We start from the raw sequence: 15,481 nt of genomic DNA, 5'->3' as shown, positions 1-15,481 counted from the left end.
AGCGACCGACGGGCCTGTGGACCCGTGGGATGCTGACAACTCGACGGCACATCACGTTGTCAGCCGTCCACCAGGCTATAGACCCGTGTCACGCTGACAACTCGCGGCTCGCGGCGCGTTACCCGCCGGTACGGGAGCCCCTGCGGTCGGATACCGTTGTCGCCATGCGCCTGCACGTCGCCGACCACCCGCTCGTGGCCCACAAGCTGACCGTCCTGCGGAACAAGGACACGGCGTCGCCGACGTTCCGGCTCCTCGTGGACGAGCTCGTCACGCTCCTCGCCTACGAGGCCACGCGCGACGTGCGCGTGGAGCCGCACGAGATCGAGACGCCGGTGACGACGACCGTCGGTGTGCGCCTCGCCGAGCCGCGCCCGCTCGTCGTCCCGATCCTGCGCGCGGGGCTCGGGATGCTCGAGGGCATGACGCGCCTGCTGCCGACGGCGGAGGTCGGGTTCCTCGGGATGCAGCGCGACGAGGAGACGCTCGAGGCCGTGACGTACGCGAACCGCCTCCCCGACGACCTCACGGGCCGGCACGTCTTCCTGCTCGACCCGATGCTCGCGACGGGCGGCACGCTCGTGGCCGCGATCGACTACGTCTTCGAGCGCGGGGCGCGCGACGTCACGGCCGTGTGCCTGCTGGCCGCGCCCGAGGGCATCCAGGTGCTCGAGAACGCCGTCGGGGACCGTGTCGACGTCCACCTGGTGGTCGCCGCCGTCGACGAGCGGCTCAACGAGAAGGCCTACATCGTGCCCGGACTGGGTGACGCGGGAGACCGGTTGTACGGCGTCGTCTGACCCTGTCACCTGCGGCGACGCGACCGGCGACGCCACAGCCTGGCGACTCGCCACCCGTTGGTCGCTCAGGACGCGAGACATTCGGCGTCCGCATCCTGAGAAGTTCGGTTCCTCCCCTTGGCGCACGGGGTCGTGCGCTGCCATGCTCGCTCTCGTGAGCACCTCGACCCGTCCCGTCAGCGCGCCGTCCGGCGCGTGCTCGGGCGCGGTCGTGTGCGTCTGTTGTCAGGCCTGAACCCTCTCCCCGCACCACGGTTCAGACTTCGACCCCTGCCGACCCGCCGGTCCTCCGGCGCCGCCGTCGGCCCGACGCACCCGGAGCCACCCATGACCACGCTCACCGCCACCCGTCCCGCTCGCCGCACGCCGACCGCACGTGCGGTGACGCAGCCGCAGCCCACCGCACGGGGGCGCAAGCCCGGCTTCGTGCTCTACGTCGGGGTCGATCCCGCCTCGGACCAGGAGCCCTCGACGGGCCGCGTCGAGGATCTTGTCGAGCTCGCCGAGGCCCTCGGGGAGCTCGCGCGGGACTGGCTGCCGGGCGCCGAGACCTACACCGCGCTCGCTCTCGCCGAGCCGTCCACCGCGACCGCCTCCCCCGTCCAGGACATCGCCGCGTTCCGCGAGCGTCTGGCGACGCTGTCGCCGGTGCCGCGCGTCGTCATCGACCCCGCGGCGCGCACGGTCGCGGTCGACGGCCGGTCCACTCGCCTGACGCTCCGCGAGCTCGAGCTCCTGTCGTACCTCGCACGCACGGCGCACCGGGTCGTCACGCGCACCGAGCTGCTCGGCACCGTGTGGGCCGACCACGACGTCGCCGCGGGCAGCCGCACGATCGACGTCCACGTCCGCCGTCTGCGCGAGAAGCTGGGCCTGCAGCACGTCATCACGACCGTCCGCGGGCTCGGCTACCGGTTCGACCCGCAGACCCCCGTCGTCCTCGGTGGCACGGGGGACGCCGCCTGAGGACCCGCGCGCTCCTCGCCGGGCGCCCCGGGCCGTGCGGCGATACGTTCGGCCCATGCGCACAGTCATCGCGGGAGGTCACGGCCAGGTCGGCCGCCGCCTGGCCCGCACGCTGGTGGAGCGCGGCGACGACGTGGTGGCACTCGTCCGGTCGGCCGCGCAGATCACGGACGTCACCGAGCTCGGGTCCCACGTCTCCCTGGTCGACCTCGAGAAGGACGACGCGGTCGCGGTGTCGTTCGAGCTCGAGGGCGCTGACGCCGTCGTCTTCGCCGCGGGCGCGGGCCCGGGGAGCGGGGCCGGGCGCAAGGACACGGTCGACCGTGCGGGCGCGGCGCTGCTGGCGGACGCCGCCGAGCGCGCCGGAGTCCCGCGGTACGTCCTCGTGTCCTCCCGCGGGGTCGACGCGGCCCGGGCCGACGAGCGTCCCGACGAGATCGACGACGCCTTCTGGGCCTACCTGCGCGCGAAGGCAGCCGCCGAGGACGACCTGCGCGCCCGGAGCGGCCTGGAGTGGACGATCGTCCGCCCGGGTCGTCTGACGGACGAGCCCGGCGTCGGGCTCGTCGCCCTCGCTCCCGTCGGCGACGGCAAGCCGCGGGGCAAGCGGCGCAAGCCCGGCGCGGCGATCGGCGAGCGCGACGACGTCACGCGGGACGACGTCGCGCTGGTCGTCGCCGCCGTGCTGCACGAGCAGCGCTCAGCCGGTCTCGTGCTCGACCTCGTGGGCGGCGAGACTCCCGTCGACGAGGCCCTGGCGGACGCCCTGCCCTGACGGGCGCCGTCAGCCCTTGCCGCAACGCGTCTGCCGCTCCCAGAAGACCCAGCCCAGCGCCGGGTCGTCGGGGCGGACCCAGATGCTCCCGTTGCGCGCGGCGTAGTTCCAGCCGCGGTAGGAGACCTCGGCCGTGTGGTCGTACCAGGTGCGCGCGTCCCAGCCCGCGAGGCACTGTGGCGCCGCGGTGAAAGGCGCCACGGTGAGAGGCTGCGACCAGGACCCGGCGCTCACGGTGTACGACGCCCCGGACCACGGCGCCTCGCCGAGCGCCACGGTCTGCGTCTCGCCTGCCGCGAGGTCCCACGCACCCTGGGCCTGCCCGCCGACGCGGAACGTCACGGACACGTTCGACCTGGAGTTGTCGAGGTGCACCGACACGGCGCGGTACGAGTGGTCGCGCCCGTCGTCGTAGGACGGGTCGCCGAGCACGAGGCTCGCGGCAGGCTTCACGACGGTGCAGTCGAGCGCCGCGAAGCTCGCGGCCACGGTCTGTGAGAACGCCGTCCCGAGGACCGTGCGAGACAGCTCGAACATGACCGTCCCGCCGTCGACGGAGAGCGTGCCAGCCGGGACGTCGACGCTCGTGGCCTGACCCGGTGCGACGTCGCCGAGGTCGTGCGTGCCGAACGGCGTGCGCGCCACGGCGTGCAGCACCTCGCCCGAGTCGTTGCGCAAGCCCGTGGTGAGCACGACGCCGCCCGACCCGGACACGCACTGGGTCACCGCCGTGAGGCTCGCCGACCAGTCCGGGACGTAGCGCGCGCCCTGGTGCGTGGCGCGCAGCGTCGAGCTCTCGAAGCCCTTCCCGAGCACCCAGCGGTACTGGCGGAACGACACCGCGCCGGGCTTCGCCTCGAGGCTCTTCGTGTCGATCGTGAAGGTCACGGTCTGACCGGGGGCGATCTTCTGCACGGGCGCCGAGTCGCCGTACGCGCCGCCGAGCATGCGCGCGTCGACCGTCTCCGAGGAGTCGTTGGTGAACGAGCCGACGAGCTTGACCGAGCCGTCCTCCCAACGCGCCTCCACGCTCGCAGTCTCCGCCCACTCCGGCTGGTAGGCCGAGGCCCCGTACACCGCCTCGACCGTGCGCGCCCCCGGCCCGGCCGGATGAGCACGCTCGACCGTGAACGTCGCCGTGTCGGCCGCGACGTCGCGCGCCCGCGTGTCGACGGCGAACGTCGCCGAGGCGCCCGGCGCGACGTCGACGGGAGCGGCGGCGCCGTGCGGCGTCGACATCGCGACCCGGAGCATCGTCGCGGCATACGGGTTATGGAACGTCCCGGTGAGCACCGTCGACCCGACACCCGCGCCGCCCGGCACGACCCACGAGGCGTCCACGCTCGCCGATCCCGTCAGGGGAGCCCAGTCGAAGCAGTCGACACCCGGCACCTCGTGCGAGCGGAGCGCCGCGCCGTCCGCCAGCGCGGCGAGCGTCACCCCCTCGGACCTGACGCCCCCGGGCACGTCGACGTCCAGGACCCGGCCGCCGTCGACCGTCCGCGTCAGGTCGTCGCGGCCCGCGACCGTGAAGGTCACCGGCACGGTGGACCGCGAGTTGTCGTAGCGCAGGCTCACCGTCGCCGTGGACGTGCCGGTCGCCGGGTCGAAGACGCACGGGCCGACCGCAGGGGGCGCGTCGGCCGTCGGCGCGTACCGCACGGCCTCGTAGCGGGCGCTCTCCTCGCGCGACAGACCTGAGCCGTCGAGCCGGGTTGCGCGGAGCGTCACCGTTCCGGCGACGACATCACGCGAGCCGGTGTCGAGGGTGAGCGTCGCTTCCGCACCCGGCCCGACCTCGACGGGCCCCGAGGTGCCGAACGCTCCCCCGTCCATGACGACGCTCATCGACGTCGCGGCGTGGCCGTTGCGGAACGTCCCGGTCAGCACGACCGACCCTCCGCCGTCGGAGGGCACCCAGCCGGCAGCGGCGGACGCCGACACGTCCCAGCTGAAGCAGTCGACGCCGGAGACCGCGTGCGACGCGAGGTCCCTCCCGTCCGCGAGCACCCTGAACGTCGTGTCCTGCCGGCCGACCGAGGCGTCGAGCGTCTCCGTGCTCTGCGCCGCCACCACGATCGGGCCGCCGGTGCCCGGTACCTCGAACACGACCGGGAGAGTCGACGCGGAGTTGTCGAGGTGCAGCGCCACCGGGCTGCTCGAGGTGTCGGTCGCCTCGTCGAACGCGCACTGCCCGACCGTCGGCTCCGGCACCACCGGGGCGATCGTGTGCCCGTCGAGGAGGACGGGCAGAAGGCTCTGGTAACCCTTGCCGTCGCCGTCGTCGTCGCGGTGCCACCGGTACTGGCGCAGCACCGCGTTGGCCCGCGCGGTCTCGCTCAGGCCTGTCTCGAGCACGAGCGCGCCGGAACGGCCCTCGACGAGCGGAGCGATCGCTGCGGAGTCGGCGACGCCGGACCAGGAGCCGCGGTCCGGCGCGAGGAGCCGGGTGTCGAGCGAGGCTCCGGTGCCGTTCGTGACGGTCGCCGTGTAACGCACCGTCCCGCCGACGTTCTGGGCGTCCACCGCGACGTCCGCGGCGGTCAGCCACGGCAGCTCGGTCCAGCAGTCGAGCGCGTCGAACGCCCCTGCCCCGAGCCGGTGCTCGAACGCCGTGCCTGCGACCGTCGTCGACAGCACCACCTGCGCGCTCCCCGCGGGGAAGCGCACGCCGTCGTCCACCTGCAGCGTCGCCACGGCGCCGGTGCCGAGCGCACGCGCACCCGAGACCGAGCCGGCGGCCTCGAGCCGCGCCGAGAGGTCGTCGTACGCGGTCGTGTTCGCGACCCGCGCGACGAGCGATGCGACGTCACCCGAGTCTCCGGTCGTGCACTGCGGCTGCACGGCACCGACGGCCGCGTCGGCGCCCGCCCAGCGGTCGTCGACGTCCACCGTGACGCCGGCGCTTCCGGGGTGGGCTTCGTGCGCCGTGCCGCGCACGGTGACCCTCGCTGCCTCGAGGGCGCTGGCGCTGTCCGCGAGCAGGTGGAGCGGCACGTCGACCGTGGTGCGTGGTGCGAGGGCCGTGCCCGACGGCGCCGCGCACGTCACCGCTCGCGACTCGCCCTGGGCGCACGTCCAGCCTCCGGCGGCGGCGCCCACGAGGCTCAGGCCCGCTGGGAGGTCCACCGTGACGCTCGGGTCGAGAGCGGGCCGGTCCCCGCTGTTCCGCACGCCCAGCCGCAGGGTCCCGTCGCCGGGGTTGTCGAACGCGAGGCTCGTCGGGGTCGTGACGCGGATCTCGGCTCCGTAGTAGCCGATCGACGTCGGCTGGAACGCACGGCGGACCGGCTCGATGCCTTCCGCGCGCACGGAGCCGGCGAAGACGTACTCGCCGCCCGACTCCGCCTCGACCTGGACCACGAGGTCCTGGCTCGCGCTGGGGCTCAGCACCCCGACGTCGCACGTGACGAGGCTCGTGCCGTCGCCCTGCGGGACCGCGCTGCCGCACGGGAGCGCCTCGGCGCGCAGGATCGCCGGCGCCACCGAGGCCCCGCGCGGCACGAGTGACGAGCTGGCGCTCGACACCCCGGCCGGGAGCGTCAGGTCGACGAGCACGTTCTCGGCAGCGCTGCCGCCGGTGTTCGACGCGGTCACGACGAGGTCTTCCGGCTGGCGCGCGGCGAGCTCGACGGCGCCGAGCGAGAGATCGAGCGCCGGCGGCTCGGGCAGGGGCGTCGGGTCCGGCGGCGGCGGCGGCGGGTCCACGGTCTGCGGACCGGCACCGCCGGTCTCGCCGCCCGTCTCGCCACCGGTACCGCCGGTGCCCGGATTCGTGGTGTCGGGGATCGTCGCGCCGCCCGTGCCCTCGACCGGGGCCTCCGGGTCCATGACGAGCGCGGCGTCCTCGGCAGGGGGTTCCGTCGGGACGTTCGCCGGGGACGTGGGGTCGGTCCCGGGGTCGGTCGGGGCCGCCGTCGCACCGTCGGACGGGCTCGTCGTCGAGGACGTCGGGGACTGCGACGGCTCCGCCTGGGTGGACGGGGTCGGCGTCGGCTCGGGCGAGAACGCCCCGAGCGCGCCCGCGACGCCGAGCCCGGCGGCGGCGAGGACCCCGACCGTCACGGCGACCGCGGCGAGCGGGGCCGACGTGACCAGCGCGACGAGCCCACCGGCGCCCGCGGCGGCCAGCGCTCCCGCGCCGCTCGCGGCAGCACCTCCGGCGGCAACGCCACCGGCGACGGCCGAGCCCGCGGCACCCGCACCCGCAGCACCCGCAGCACCGGCTCCCGCAGCACCGGCGCTCGCACCGGCTGCGCCTGCGGTACCTGCAGCGCCTGCTGCCCCGGTGCCCGCGGCGCCGGCGCCGGCCGCGCCTGCACCCGCGGCTCCCCCGGTACCGACCGCACCCGCGCCACCGGCAGTCCCGGCGCCTCCGGCCGTGGCACCCCCGCCGGCGGTCCCCGCACCCGCGGCTCCCGCACCGCCCGACGTCTCGAGGACGCCCGCGACACCGGACCCGACGGCCGCGCCGCCGACCACGGGCAGCGCCGTCCCCACCAGCCCCAGCGCACCGACTCCCAGCACGAGCGGCGCGATGACCGCCCGCATGCCGTGCGAGACGTCGCCGAGCTCGATCACGAGGCCACGACACTCGCCGCACCCGTCGAGGTGGGTCTCGACGCGCGCGGTCTCCCTCTTGGCGAGTCCGCCGCGCACGTACGAGCCGAGGAGACCGTTGACGGTCCGGCACTCCTCGGCGGGGACGCCGCCGAGGTGCTGCTGGAGGTACGCCTGGCGCAGTCCCTCGCGGGCCCGGTACGCGAGCGCCGCGACGCCGTTGGCGGTGAGGCCCAGGATGGGGGCGATGTCGGCAGGCGCGAGGTTCTCGACCTCGGTGTACCAGAGCACGGCGCGCCACCGCTCGGGCAGCTCGAGGTACGCCCGCGTCACGATCGACCGCTCGAACCCCTCGAGCGTCGGGTCCTCGGTCGAGGCCATCGGACCGAACGCGGACTCGAACGTGCGCTCGTCGTCGGTGGGCCGCGTGCGCCGGGCGCCGTTCACGAGGTCGTACGACAGCCGTCGGACCGCGGTGAACACGTACGCGCGGAACGTGACGTCGGGGCCGCCACCTCCCTGGAGCACGGAGAGCGTGCGCGCGAACGCGTCGGAGACGACGTCGTCGGCGTCGGCGGAGGAGCGCACGTACTGCCGCGCGACGGTGCGGGCAGCCGCGGCGTGACGCTCGTAGAGCGCCCCGTAGGCGCCCGTGTCACCGTCTCGTACCGCGGTGATGAGCTCGGCGTCGCTCGACGCTGCGCTCCACGCACGTTGTTGTGCTTCGGTCATGTCACCCGCCCCGGAGACCGCCTCGAGTCCGCGAGGCTTACGGGGGACATCGTAGACGCACGTCCAACATTCGGGCAGGGGCTTTCCGGCGACGGAACGGTAACGGAGCCGGACGCCCCGATTCGCCCGATTTTTTAACCCGGGACCGGCCGTCCCGGAAACTTCTCCGCGAACTCACGTCATGACGAGAGCGCTCGCCCGTCTCCTCTACATGGACCTCCTCCATGGGTACGCCGCGCCTGCCCCCGAGGCGCTGCGCGAGCGCTGGCGCGCCGCGAGCCTCGAGTGCGTCTGGCTACGACCCGGCGACTGGTACCACCCGGCCGTCGACGCGCTCGCCGAGGCCGTGACCGAGCGCCGCGACGTCACGCCCGCGGCGGAACGCCTCGGTCGCGCACGCGGGGAGGCGGGCGTCGGGATCGGCGAGGCGATCGACGACGTCGCGTGCCTGTACCGCGCGCAGACCCGCGAACCGGACCTGGCGCTGCTGCGCGCCGTCGCGGTCGGGTGGACCGAGGGCTACGAGTCGATGCCGCTGACTCCCGAGGTGGTCGACCCGGGGTCCGGGCTCGCGACCACGCAGTACCTCGTGCAGCGGCTGCGCGAGACCTACGGGGCAGCGCAGCGCGCGGGGGTCCGGCCGGCGGACACGCACGGCCTGCTGGTCGTCGACGTCGCGCTCGACGAGCTCACCGGGTGGCAACGCTTCGCCCGCTCCGCCGCGATGGGTCGGGCTCTCACCCAGACGTTCGGCGAGGGGCACCCGATGGCCTCGCTCGGCAACGGGCTCTTCGTGGTCCTGGGCGAGCGCAGCTCCGACGACGACGCGCTCCGGTCGGAGCTGCGGCACCGGATCGACCGGACGGGTCTCGCGCTGGGCGTCACGGCGATCCTGCGCCGCCCGCCGCGCCTGTGGTTCGAACCCCTCCCCGGGACCCACGCGGCCGTCGTCGACCTCATCCACACCCTGGAGCGTTGACGCGCCCGGATCGCGCACGTCCCGGCACGACGAACGCCCCGTCCCGCGCGGGCGAGCGCGCGGGCAGGGGCGTCGTCGGGCGTCGTCGTGTGAAGGGTCAGCGCGGCGTGAAGGTCAGGCAGTCCGCGCTGACCTCGCTCGACGGCCCCGCACCCACGCGGATCGACGGCGCCGAGCACTCGAGTGACTCGTTGTGGACGCACTCCGTGCGCTGGCAGGCACCGACGTGCGCGAGGACCTTCTCGAGCCCGCCCTTGGTGCCCAGCGGGATGAACGTGGCGCACTCGGCGTCGCCCACGTGACCGGCGATGGTCACGGCACCGGCGTGGCACCCGTGGTCGTGGTTGTAACCGCACCCGTCGATCGAACACTCGACGACCTGGGGCATCTCCATGAGGCTGCTCATCGCGATCTCCTGTCTGCACGGACCCGGGGGGCTGGGCTCACCTCCACGGTATTCCCGGGATTGCACGTTGTATAGCAAGGAAGGCCTGGCTAAGAAATGCGCGAATGAATGGTAATTAGCGCATGCCATTCTTGCGGAATGATCTGAGGGACCAGAAGACCGCGTCAGTCCGCAGGACCCGCCGGCCTCCAGATGACGAGCGCGCGCGCCTCGGAGTGCTCGACGTACGTCTCGCGCAGTGCCTCCTCGACGCCGCGCCGCACGCTGCGCCCACGCGGCACGACGACGACGTCGCCGCTCGCCGCCGCCGCGAACACGCGCCCGCCGGGCTCGACCCGCGCGGAGAGCGCCTCGATGCGCCGCTCGAGCCGTTCGACCTGGGACTCCAGGGCGAGGATGCGCTGGATGCCCGCGAGGTTGATGCCCTCGTCGTGGCTGAGCCTCTGGACCTCGAGCAGCTTGGCGACGTCGCGCAACGAGTAGCGCCGCCCACGCCCGGCGGTGCGGCGCGGCACGACGAGGCCCAGGCGGTCGTACTGGCGCAGCGTCTGCGGGTGCATGCCCGCGAGCGCTGCCGCCTGGGAGATGACGAGGACGGGCGCGTCCTGGTCGACGTCCGCCACGTCGCTCACTCCGCCGCCTGGCGGGCCAGGTCTGCGCGCACGTCCTCGCCGTCCGTCTCGGCGGCGAACGTCTCGACCGCCTCGCGCGCCGCCTTGGAGAGCTTCTGCGGCACCGCGACCTGGACGGTGACGAGCAGGTCGCCGGTCGCCTTCGCGGTCTGCACACCACGGCCCTTGACGCGCAGGGTGCGGCCCGAGGGCGTTCCGGCGGGCACCTTGACGCGCACGGTCGAGCCGTCCAGAGTCGGCACGCTGATGGTCGCCCCGAGCGCGGCCTCGGCGAACGTCACGGGGACGGTCACGCGCAGGTTGGCGCCGTCCGCCGCGAACACCGGGTGCGGCGTCACGTGGACGGTGACGACGAGGTCGCCGGCGGGACCGCCGGCCATGCCCGGACGGCCCTTGCCGCGCAGGCGGATCTTCTGGCCGTCGCGCACGCCGGGCGGGATGCGCGTGGTGACGTTCCGGCCGTCGACGGTGAACGTGACGGTCGACCCCTCGACCGCCTGGCGGAAGGGGAGCGTCGTGCTCGCGGCGACGTCGGACCCGGCGCGCGGCCGGGGGCCGCCACCGAACTGCTGGCCCGCGCCGGCGCCGCCGAACATGGAGCCGAGGATGTCCTCGAACCCGCCTGCTCCCTGGCCGCCCGTGGAGTAGCGCACGCGCGTACCGCCCGGACCGCCGCCGCCGCCGAACATGCCGCCGAACAGGTCCTCGAAGCCCGCTCCCCCGGCGCCGCCGGGCCCTGCGGAGAAGCGCGCGCCGCCACCGGCCATCGCGCGGATCGCGTCGTACTGCTCGCGCTCCTTGGGGTCGGACAGGACGGCGTACGCCTCGCCGATCTCCTTGAACTTCGCCTCGGCCGCGTCGTCACCCTGGTTCTGGTCGGGGTGGTACTGACGGGCGAGCTTGCGGTACGCCTTCTTGATCGCGGCGTCGTCGGCGTCCTTGGGGACGCCGAGCGCGGCGTAGAAGTCCTTCTCCATCCAGTCCTGTCCGGTCACGGCGCCTCCCTCCTGTCGGTGGTCGTGGTCCTGGTCCTTCGTGTCGCGCTGTTCACCGTGCCGGGCGGCACGGCGCTGCGTGGTGATCCTCGCGTGCCCGACGGCGGGGCGCACCTCCGCGCGGGAGGTGCGCCGCGCCGTCGGGCACGGGTGCGGCCGGCTACTCGGGCCCGACGACCGACACGCGCGCGGCGCGCACGACGCGGTCCCCGATCCGGTAGCCCGGCTCGATGACGAGGTTCACCGTCGCCGAGGTCGCCTCGGGGTCGGCCTGGTGCATGAGCGCCTCGTGGACGTTCGGGTCGAACTCCTCGCCGACCTTCCCGTACCGCTCGATCCCGAACTTCTCGAGGCTCGCGTCGAGCTTGTCCGCGATCGCGACGAACGGACCGGTGAGCTCACCGTGCTGGCGTGCACGGTCCACGTCGTCGAGCACGGGCAGGAGCGCGGCGAGCACGTCCTCCACGCCCTTCGCGCGCGCGACCTCCTGGTCGCGCAGCGCCCGGTTGCGGTAGTTCGTGAAGCTCGCGCGCTCACGCTGGAGGGAGTCGAGGTGCTGCGCGGCCTCGGCCTTCGCGGCCAGGACGGCCGCGTCGACCTCGGCCTCGCCCGACGGCTCGAAGTCGAGACCCGCGAGCGGGTCGGTCGCCTCGGCGTCGTCCCCGGCCGGCCCGGCCGCCCCGGAGGCCGCCGCCGCGCTCTCACGCGGCTGGGCGGTCTCCGGGTCGACCTTGCGCTTGTCCGTGAACTGGAAGGGCTTGTCCTCGGGACCCTGACCGGGCTCGCCGGCCTGCTCCTCGGGGCCCCGGGCCTCGTCGGACGTCACTTCTTGTCGTCCTCGTCGTCCACGATCTCGGCGTCGACGACGTCCTCGTCCGCGGCGGGGGTCGAGTCGCCCGCGGGCGCGTCCTGGGACGCGGTGCCGAAGTCGGGGGCGGCCTGCTCCTGGTCGGCCGAGGCGTAGAGCGCCTGGCCGATCTTCTGCGAGGACGCGACGAGCTTCTCGTGCGCCGTCTTCACGACGCCGGCGTCCTCGCCCTCGAGCGCGGACTTCACCGACGCGATGTCGGCCTCGACCTCGGTGACGACGTCGGCCGGGAGCTTCTCCTTGTTGTCGGAGACGAGCTTCTCGGTCGAGTACACGAACGCCTCGGCCTGGTTGCGGGTCTCCGCCTCCTCGCGACGCGTCTTGTCCTCGGCCGCGTGCTCCTCGGCCTCCTTGACCATGCGGTCGATGTCCTCCTTGGGCAGCGCCGAGCCGCCCGTGATGGTCATCTTCTGCTCCTTGCCGGTGCCGCGGTCCTTGGCGCCGACGTGGACGATGCCGTTCGCGTCGATGTCGAACGTGACCTCGATCTGCGGCACGCCGCGCGGGGCCGGCGCGATGCCGGTGAGCTCGAACGTGCCCAGCGGCTTGTTGTCGCGCGCGAACTCGCGCTCGCCCTGGAAGACCTGGATGAGCACGGACGGCTGGTTGTCCTCGGCCGTCGAGAAGATCTCGCTGCGCTTGGTCGGGATGGCCGTGTTGCGCTCGATGAGCTTGGTCATCACGCCGCCCTTGGTCTCGATGCCGAGGGACAGCGGGGTCACGTCGATGAGCAGGACGTCCTTGCGGTCGCCCGAGATCACGCCGGCCTGCAGGGCCGCGCCGACGGCGACGACCTCGTCCGGGTTGACGCCCTTGTTGGGCTCCTTGCCGCCCGTGAGCTCCTTGACGACGTCGGTCACGGCCGGCATGCGGGTGGAGCCACCCACGAGCACGACGTGGTCGATGTCGGAGACGGAGACGCCCGCGTCGGCGATGACCTTGTGGAACGGGGCCTTCGTCCGGTCGAGCAGGTCCTGCGTCATCTGCTGGAACTGGGCGCGCGTGAGCTTCTCGTCCAGGTGGATCGGGCCGTTCTCGCTCATCGACAGGTACTGCATCGAGACGTTGGTGCTCGTCGCGGACGAGAGCTCCTTCTTCGCCTGCTCGGACGCCTCGCGCAGGCGCTGCAGCGCGATCTTGTCCTTCGACAGGTCGACGCCCGAGCTGTTCTTCACCTGCTTGATGAGGTGCTCGACGATGCGCTGGTCCCAGTCGTCGCCGCCGAGGCGGTTGTCGCCCGACGTCGCGCGGACCTGGATCGTGGAGAAGTCGTCCTCGTCCTTGCCGACCTCGAGGAGCGAGACGTCGAACGTGCCGCCGCCCAGGTCGAAGACGAGGATGAGCTCGTCCTCCTTGCCCTTCTCCAGGCCGTACGCGAGCGCGGCCGCGGTGGGCTCGTTGACGATGCGCGTCACGTTGAGGCCCGCGATCTGCCCCGCGTCCTTGGTCGCCTGGCGCTCGGCGTCGTTGAAGTACGCCGGGACGGTGACGACCGCGTCGGTGACGGGCTCGCCCAGGTACTCCTCGGCGTCGCGCTTGAGCTTGCCCAGGATGCGCGCGGAGATCTCCTGCGCGGTGTAGTTCTTGTCGTCGATCTCCACCGACCAGTCGGTGCCCATGTGGCGCTTCACCGAGCTGATGGTGCGGTCGACGTTCGTGACGGCCTGACGCTTGGCGACCTCGCCGACGAGGACCTCGCCGGTCTTGGAGAACGCGACCACCGACGGCGTCGTGCGCGACCCCTCGGCGTTCGCGATGACCGTGGGCTCCCCGCCCTCGAGGACGGCGACCACCGAGTTGGTGGTACCGAGGTCGATCCCGACTGCTCGTGCCATGTGTGCTGCCTCCGTTGTGCTGTGGCCGCACCGGTCCCGTGGCGCACGACGGCGCACGGTGCCCGGGCGGGCCGGGTTGAGTCTGCTTCACTCAAGGTAGGCGCGGTCTGCTGCTCCACGCAAGCTCGCCGGTCTGAACTTGAGTCCATCAGGCTCAACCTTCACCCAGGGCGAACTATTCCTGAGGCAGGATGAAGGCTCTCCGGCTAGCCTTAACTGTGGCGCGTCGGGATGAAGGGTTCGGCATGCAGGACGAAGGCCTCTGGGTACGCGAGTCTCAGGAGCCGGACCTCACGGCTCAGCGCTCCGCCGACCGCCGCGGTGGCTCCTACCTCCGCTACTTCCCGGTCCCGCTGGGCGGGAGGATGTCGCAGCTGATCACTGCGGAGACGATGGGTACGGTGTCCGACGCGGCCGCCGTGGTCGCACGTATCGCCCAAAGGCTGCGCGATCGTCCCCTGCCGATCCTGTACGCGACCCTCGTCCGCAGCGAGTCGATCTCGTCGTCGTGGGTCGAGGGCCTGCGGGAGACGCCGCGCACCATTATGGTCGCCCAGCTGCAGGACCGCGACCCCGGGCTCAGCGGGCACCAGTTCGACCGCCTGGACACCGCCCACGCGATCCTCGGCAACCTCGACTCCGTCCGCCGCGGCGTCGAGTCGCTGCGCGCGCCGTGGACGCACGCGTCGATCCACGAGATCCACCGGACGATCGCGCCGCACGTGCACGGCGGCGACTACCGTGGCGGGGACGTGCAGATCGGTGGGTCCTCGAAGCTCACGGCGTCCTACGTGGCTCCCCCCGCGGAGCGAGTCCCCGGGCTCATGGACGATCTCCTCGACTACGCGAACCGCAGCGGTGACAACCCCCTGGTGAAGGCGGCGCTGATCCACGCCCAGTTCGAGACCATCCATCCGTATGAGGACGGCAACGGCCGCGCCGGTCGAGTGCTCGTGCACGGCTACCTGGCGCGGTCGGGAGTGCTGGACCAGGGCGTCCTGCCGCTCTCCGTGGTGCTGCGCCGGGACATCGACGCGTACGTGCGCCGGCTGACGGCGTTCCGTCACGCCGACCCGGCCGACCGACCGGAGGCGGTGAGCCAGTTCGTCGGGTACTTCGCCGACGTCCTCGTCGACTCGTCCGACGAGGCCGAACGCATCATCGGGGAGTCGCAGGACGTCCAGGACGACTGGACCGAGCGGGTCTCCCGGTTCCGCTCGGACTCCAGGGTCCACGACGCCGTGCGCGCGCTCGCCGAGCAGCCCGTCGTCACGGCCCGGTACCTCCAGGCAGCGCTGGACGTCTCAGGGGTGACGGCCCGCAAGGTCGTCGACAACCTGGTCGACGTCGGAGTGCTGGAGCCCTCCGGCGGCCGGTTCCGGCGCGCGGAGGTCTACCAGGCCTCGGCGCTCCTGCGGATGATGGATCAGTTCGTGCCAGGCATCCAACCGACCGCCCTCCCGGCACCGAGCTCGAGGCGGTAGACCGGCGGCGGTCGTTTGTCCCGCGTCAAGCTGCTGGCAGAGCCTGACGCGCGACACGAGAAGTTCAACGCGAACCTACACTCAGCGTCGCCGAAGACGCGCGACCAGAGCCCGCAGGTACGTGAGTTGCTTGTGGTCCACTTCCGTCGAAGTGTGGACTGTGGGCCACTTCCGCGAAAGTGGACCAGGGTACACATCTCTCAGGAGGCGACCATGCGAGCTCGCACCATGGCAGACGTCGGAGCCCTCATCCGCGACGCCCACGAGCGGGCCGGACTCACCCAGGTCGAGCTTGCCCGACGCGCCCGTGTCAGCCGCGAGTGGCTCATCAAGGTCGAGTCCGGGCGCACCAGTGCCGAGATGCCCCGCAACCTGGATGTGCTTGCCCAGCTTGGTCTCGTCCTCGACATCGGGCCCGAGACGCACTGACCGCGGCCGATCGGGGAAGC

12 protein-coding genes are annotated in these 15,481 nt (G+C 73.0%); 6 read left to right on the top strand and 6 right to left on the bottom strand.

Annotation, left to right across the window (positions count from 1 at the left end; translation table 11 throughout):
• The first annotated feature begins 164 nt into the window (after positions 1 to 164).
• The 3 genes from upp (at position 165) to AC4H2H_RS10630 (ending at position 2,541) form a co-directional block, all read left to right on the top strand.
• A complete protein-coding gene (upp, locus tag AC4H2H_RS10640; RefSeq protein WP_494370784.1) occupies positions 165 to 800 on the top strand; it encodes a uracil phosphoribosyltransferase in 636 nt (211 codons plus the stop codon).
• A 327-nt stretch (positions 801 to 1,127) separates the two neighbouring features.
• Positions 1,128 to 1,766: a winged helix-turn-helix domain-containing protein gene (locus tag AC4H2H_RS10635; RefSeq protein WP_494370783.1), complete on the top strand. Its 639-nt coding sequence runs from the start codon at positions 1,128 to 1,130 to the stop codon at positions 1,764 to 1,766.
• Between the two features lie 55 nt (positions 1,767 to 1,821).
• Positions 1,822 to 2,541 carry an SDR family oxidoreductase gene (locus AC4H2H_RS10630; protein WP_494370782.1) on the top strand — a complete coding sequence of 240 codons (720 nt, stop codon included), beginning with the start codon at positions 1,822 to 1,824 and terminating at the stop codon, positions 2,539 to 2,541.
• 9 nt (positions 2,542 to 2,550) lie between these two features.
• Here AC4H2H_RS10630 and AC4H2H_RS10625 read toward each other — a convergent pair whose 3' ends face one another.
• Complete coding sequence (locus AC4H2H_RS10625; protein ID WP_494370781.1) at positions 2,551 to 7,833, bottom strand: sigma-70 family RNA polymerase sigma factor; 5,283 nt, start codon at positions 7,831 to 7,833, stop codon at positions 2,551 to 2,553.
• A 181-nt stretch (positions 7,834 to 8,014) separates the two neighbouring features.
• Between AC4H2H_RS10625 and AC4H2H_RS10620 the strand changes: the two genes are divergently transcribed.
• Positions 8,015 to 8,812, top strand: a complete 798-nt coding sequence (locus AC4H2H_RS10620; protein ID WP_494370780.1) for a hypothetical protein — start codon at positions 8,015 to 8,017, stop codon at positions 8,810 to 8,812.
• A gap of 97 nt (positions 8,813 to 8,909) precedes the next feature.
• Here the strand turns inward: AC4H2H_RS10620 and AC4H2H_RS10615 are convergent, their stop codons facing one another.
• From AC4H2H_RS10615 to dnaK, 5 genes are all read right to left on the bottom strand, one after another.
• Entirely contained in the window at positions 8,910 to 9,218 is a 309-nt protein-coding gene (locus tag AC4H2H_RS10615) for a DUF1540 domain-containing protein (RefSeq protein ID WP_494370779.1), read from the bottom strand.
• A 164-nt stretch (positions 9,219 to 9,382) separates the two neighbouring features.
• Positions 9,383 to 9,778, bottom strand: coding sequence for a heat shock protein transcriptional repressor HspR (locus AC4H2H_RS10610; RefSeq protein ID WP_494370849.1), 396 nt, complete (start codon positions 9,776 to 9,778; stop codon positions 9,383 to 9,385).
• Positions 9,779 to 9,846: 68 nt separating this feature from the next.
• A complete protein-coding gene (locus AC4H2H_RS10605) occupies positions 9,847 to 10,845 on the bottom strand; it encodes a DnaJ C-terminal domain-containing protein (protein ID WP_494370778.1) in 999 nt (332 codons plus the stop codon).
• 160 nt (positions 10,846 to 11,005) lie between these two features.
• A complete protein-coding gene (grpE, locus tag AC4H2H_RS10600; protein WP_494370777.1) occupies positions 11,006 to 11,671 on the bottom strand; it encodes a nucleotide exchange factor GrpE in 666 nt (221 codons plus the stop codon).
• Entirely contained in the window at positions 11,668 to 13,548 is a 1,881-nt protein-coding gene (gene dnaK / locus AC4H2H_RS10595) for a molecular chaperone DnaK (RefSeq protein WP_494370776.1), read from the bottom strand. Before dnaK ends, grpE begins: the two co-directional genes overlap by 4 nt.
• 245 nt (positions 13,549 to 13,793) lie before the next feature.
• Here dnaK and AC4H2H_RS10590 point away from each other — a divergent pair, with 245 nt between their 5' ends.
• Both AC4H2H_RS10590 and AC4H2H_RS10585 read left to right on the top strand, forming a co-directional pair.
• The gene (locus AC4H2H_RS10590) at positions 13,794 to 15,032 is read left to right on the top strand and encodes a Fic family protein (protein ID WP_494370775.1); all 1,239 of its coding nucleotides are present in this window, start codon (positions 13,794 to 13,796) and stop codon (positions 15,030 to 15,032) included.
• A 213-nt stretch (positions 15,033 to 15,245) separates the two neighbouring features.
• Positions 15,246 to 15,461: a helix-turn-helix domain-containing protein gene (locus tag AC4H2H_RS10585; RefSeq protein WP_494370774.1), complete on the top strand. Its 216-nt coding sequence runs from the start codon at positions 15,246 to 15,248 to the stop codon at positions 15,459 to 15,461.
• The last annotated feature ends 20 nt before the right edge of the window (positions 15,462 to 15,481 follow it).

The organism is Cellulosimicrobium sp. BMG9.22 (assembly GCF_059159975.1).
This window is presented reverse-complemented; position numbering and strand designations above follow the sequence as displayed.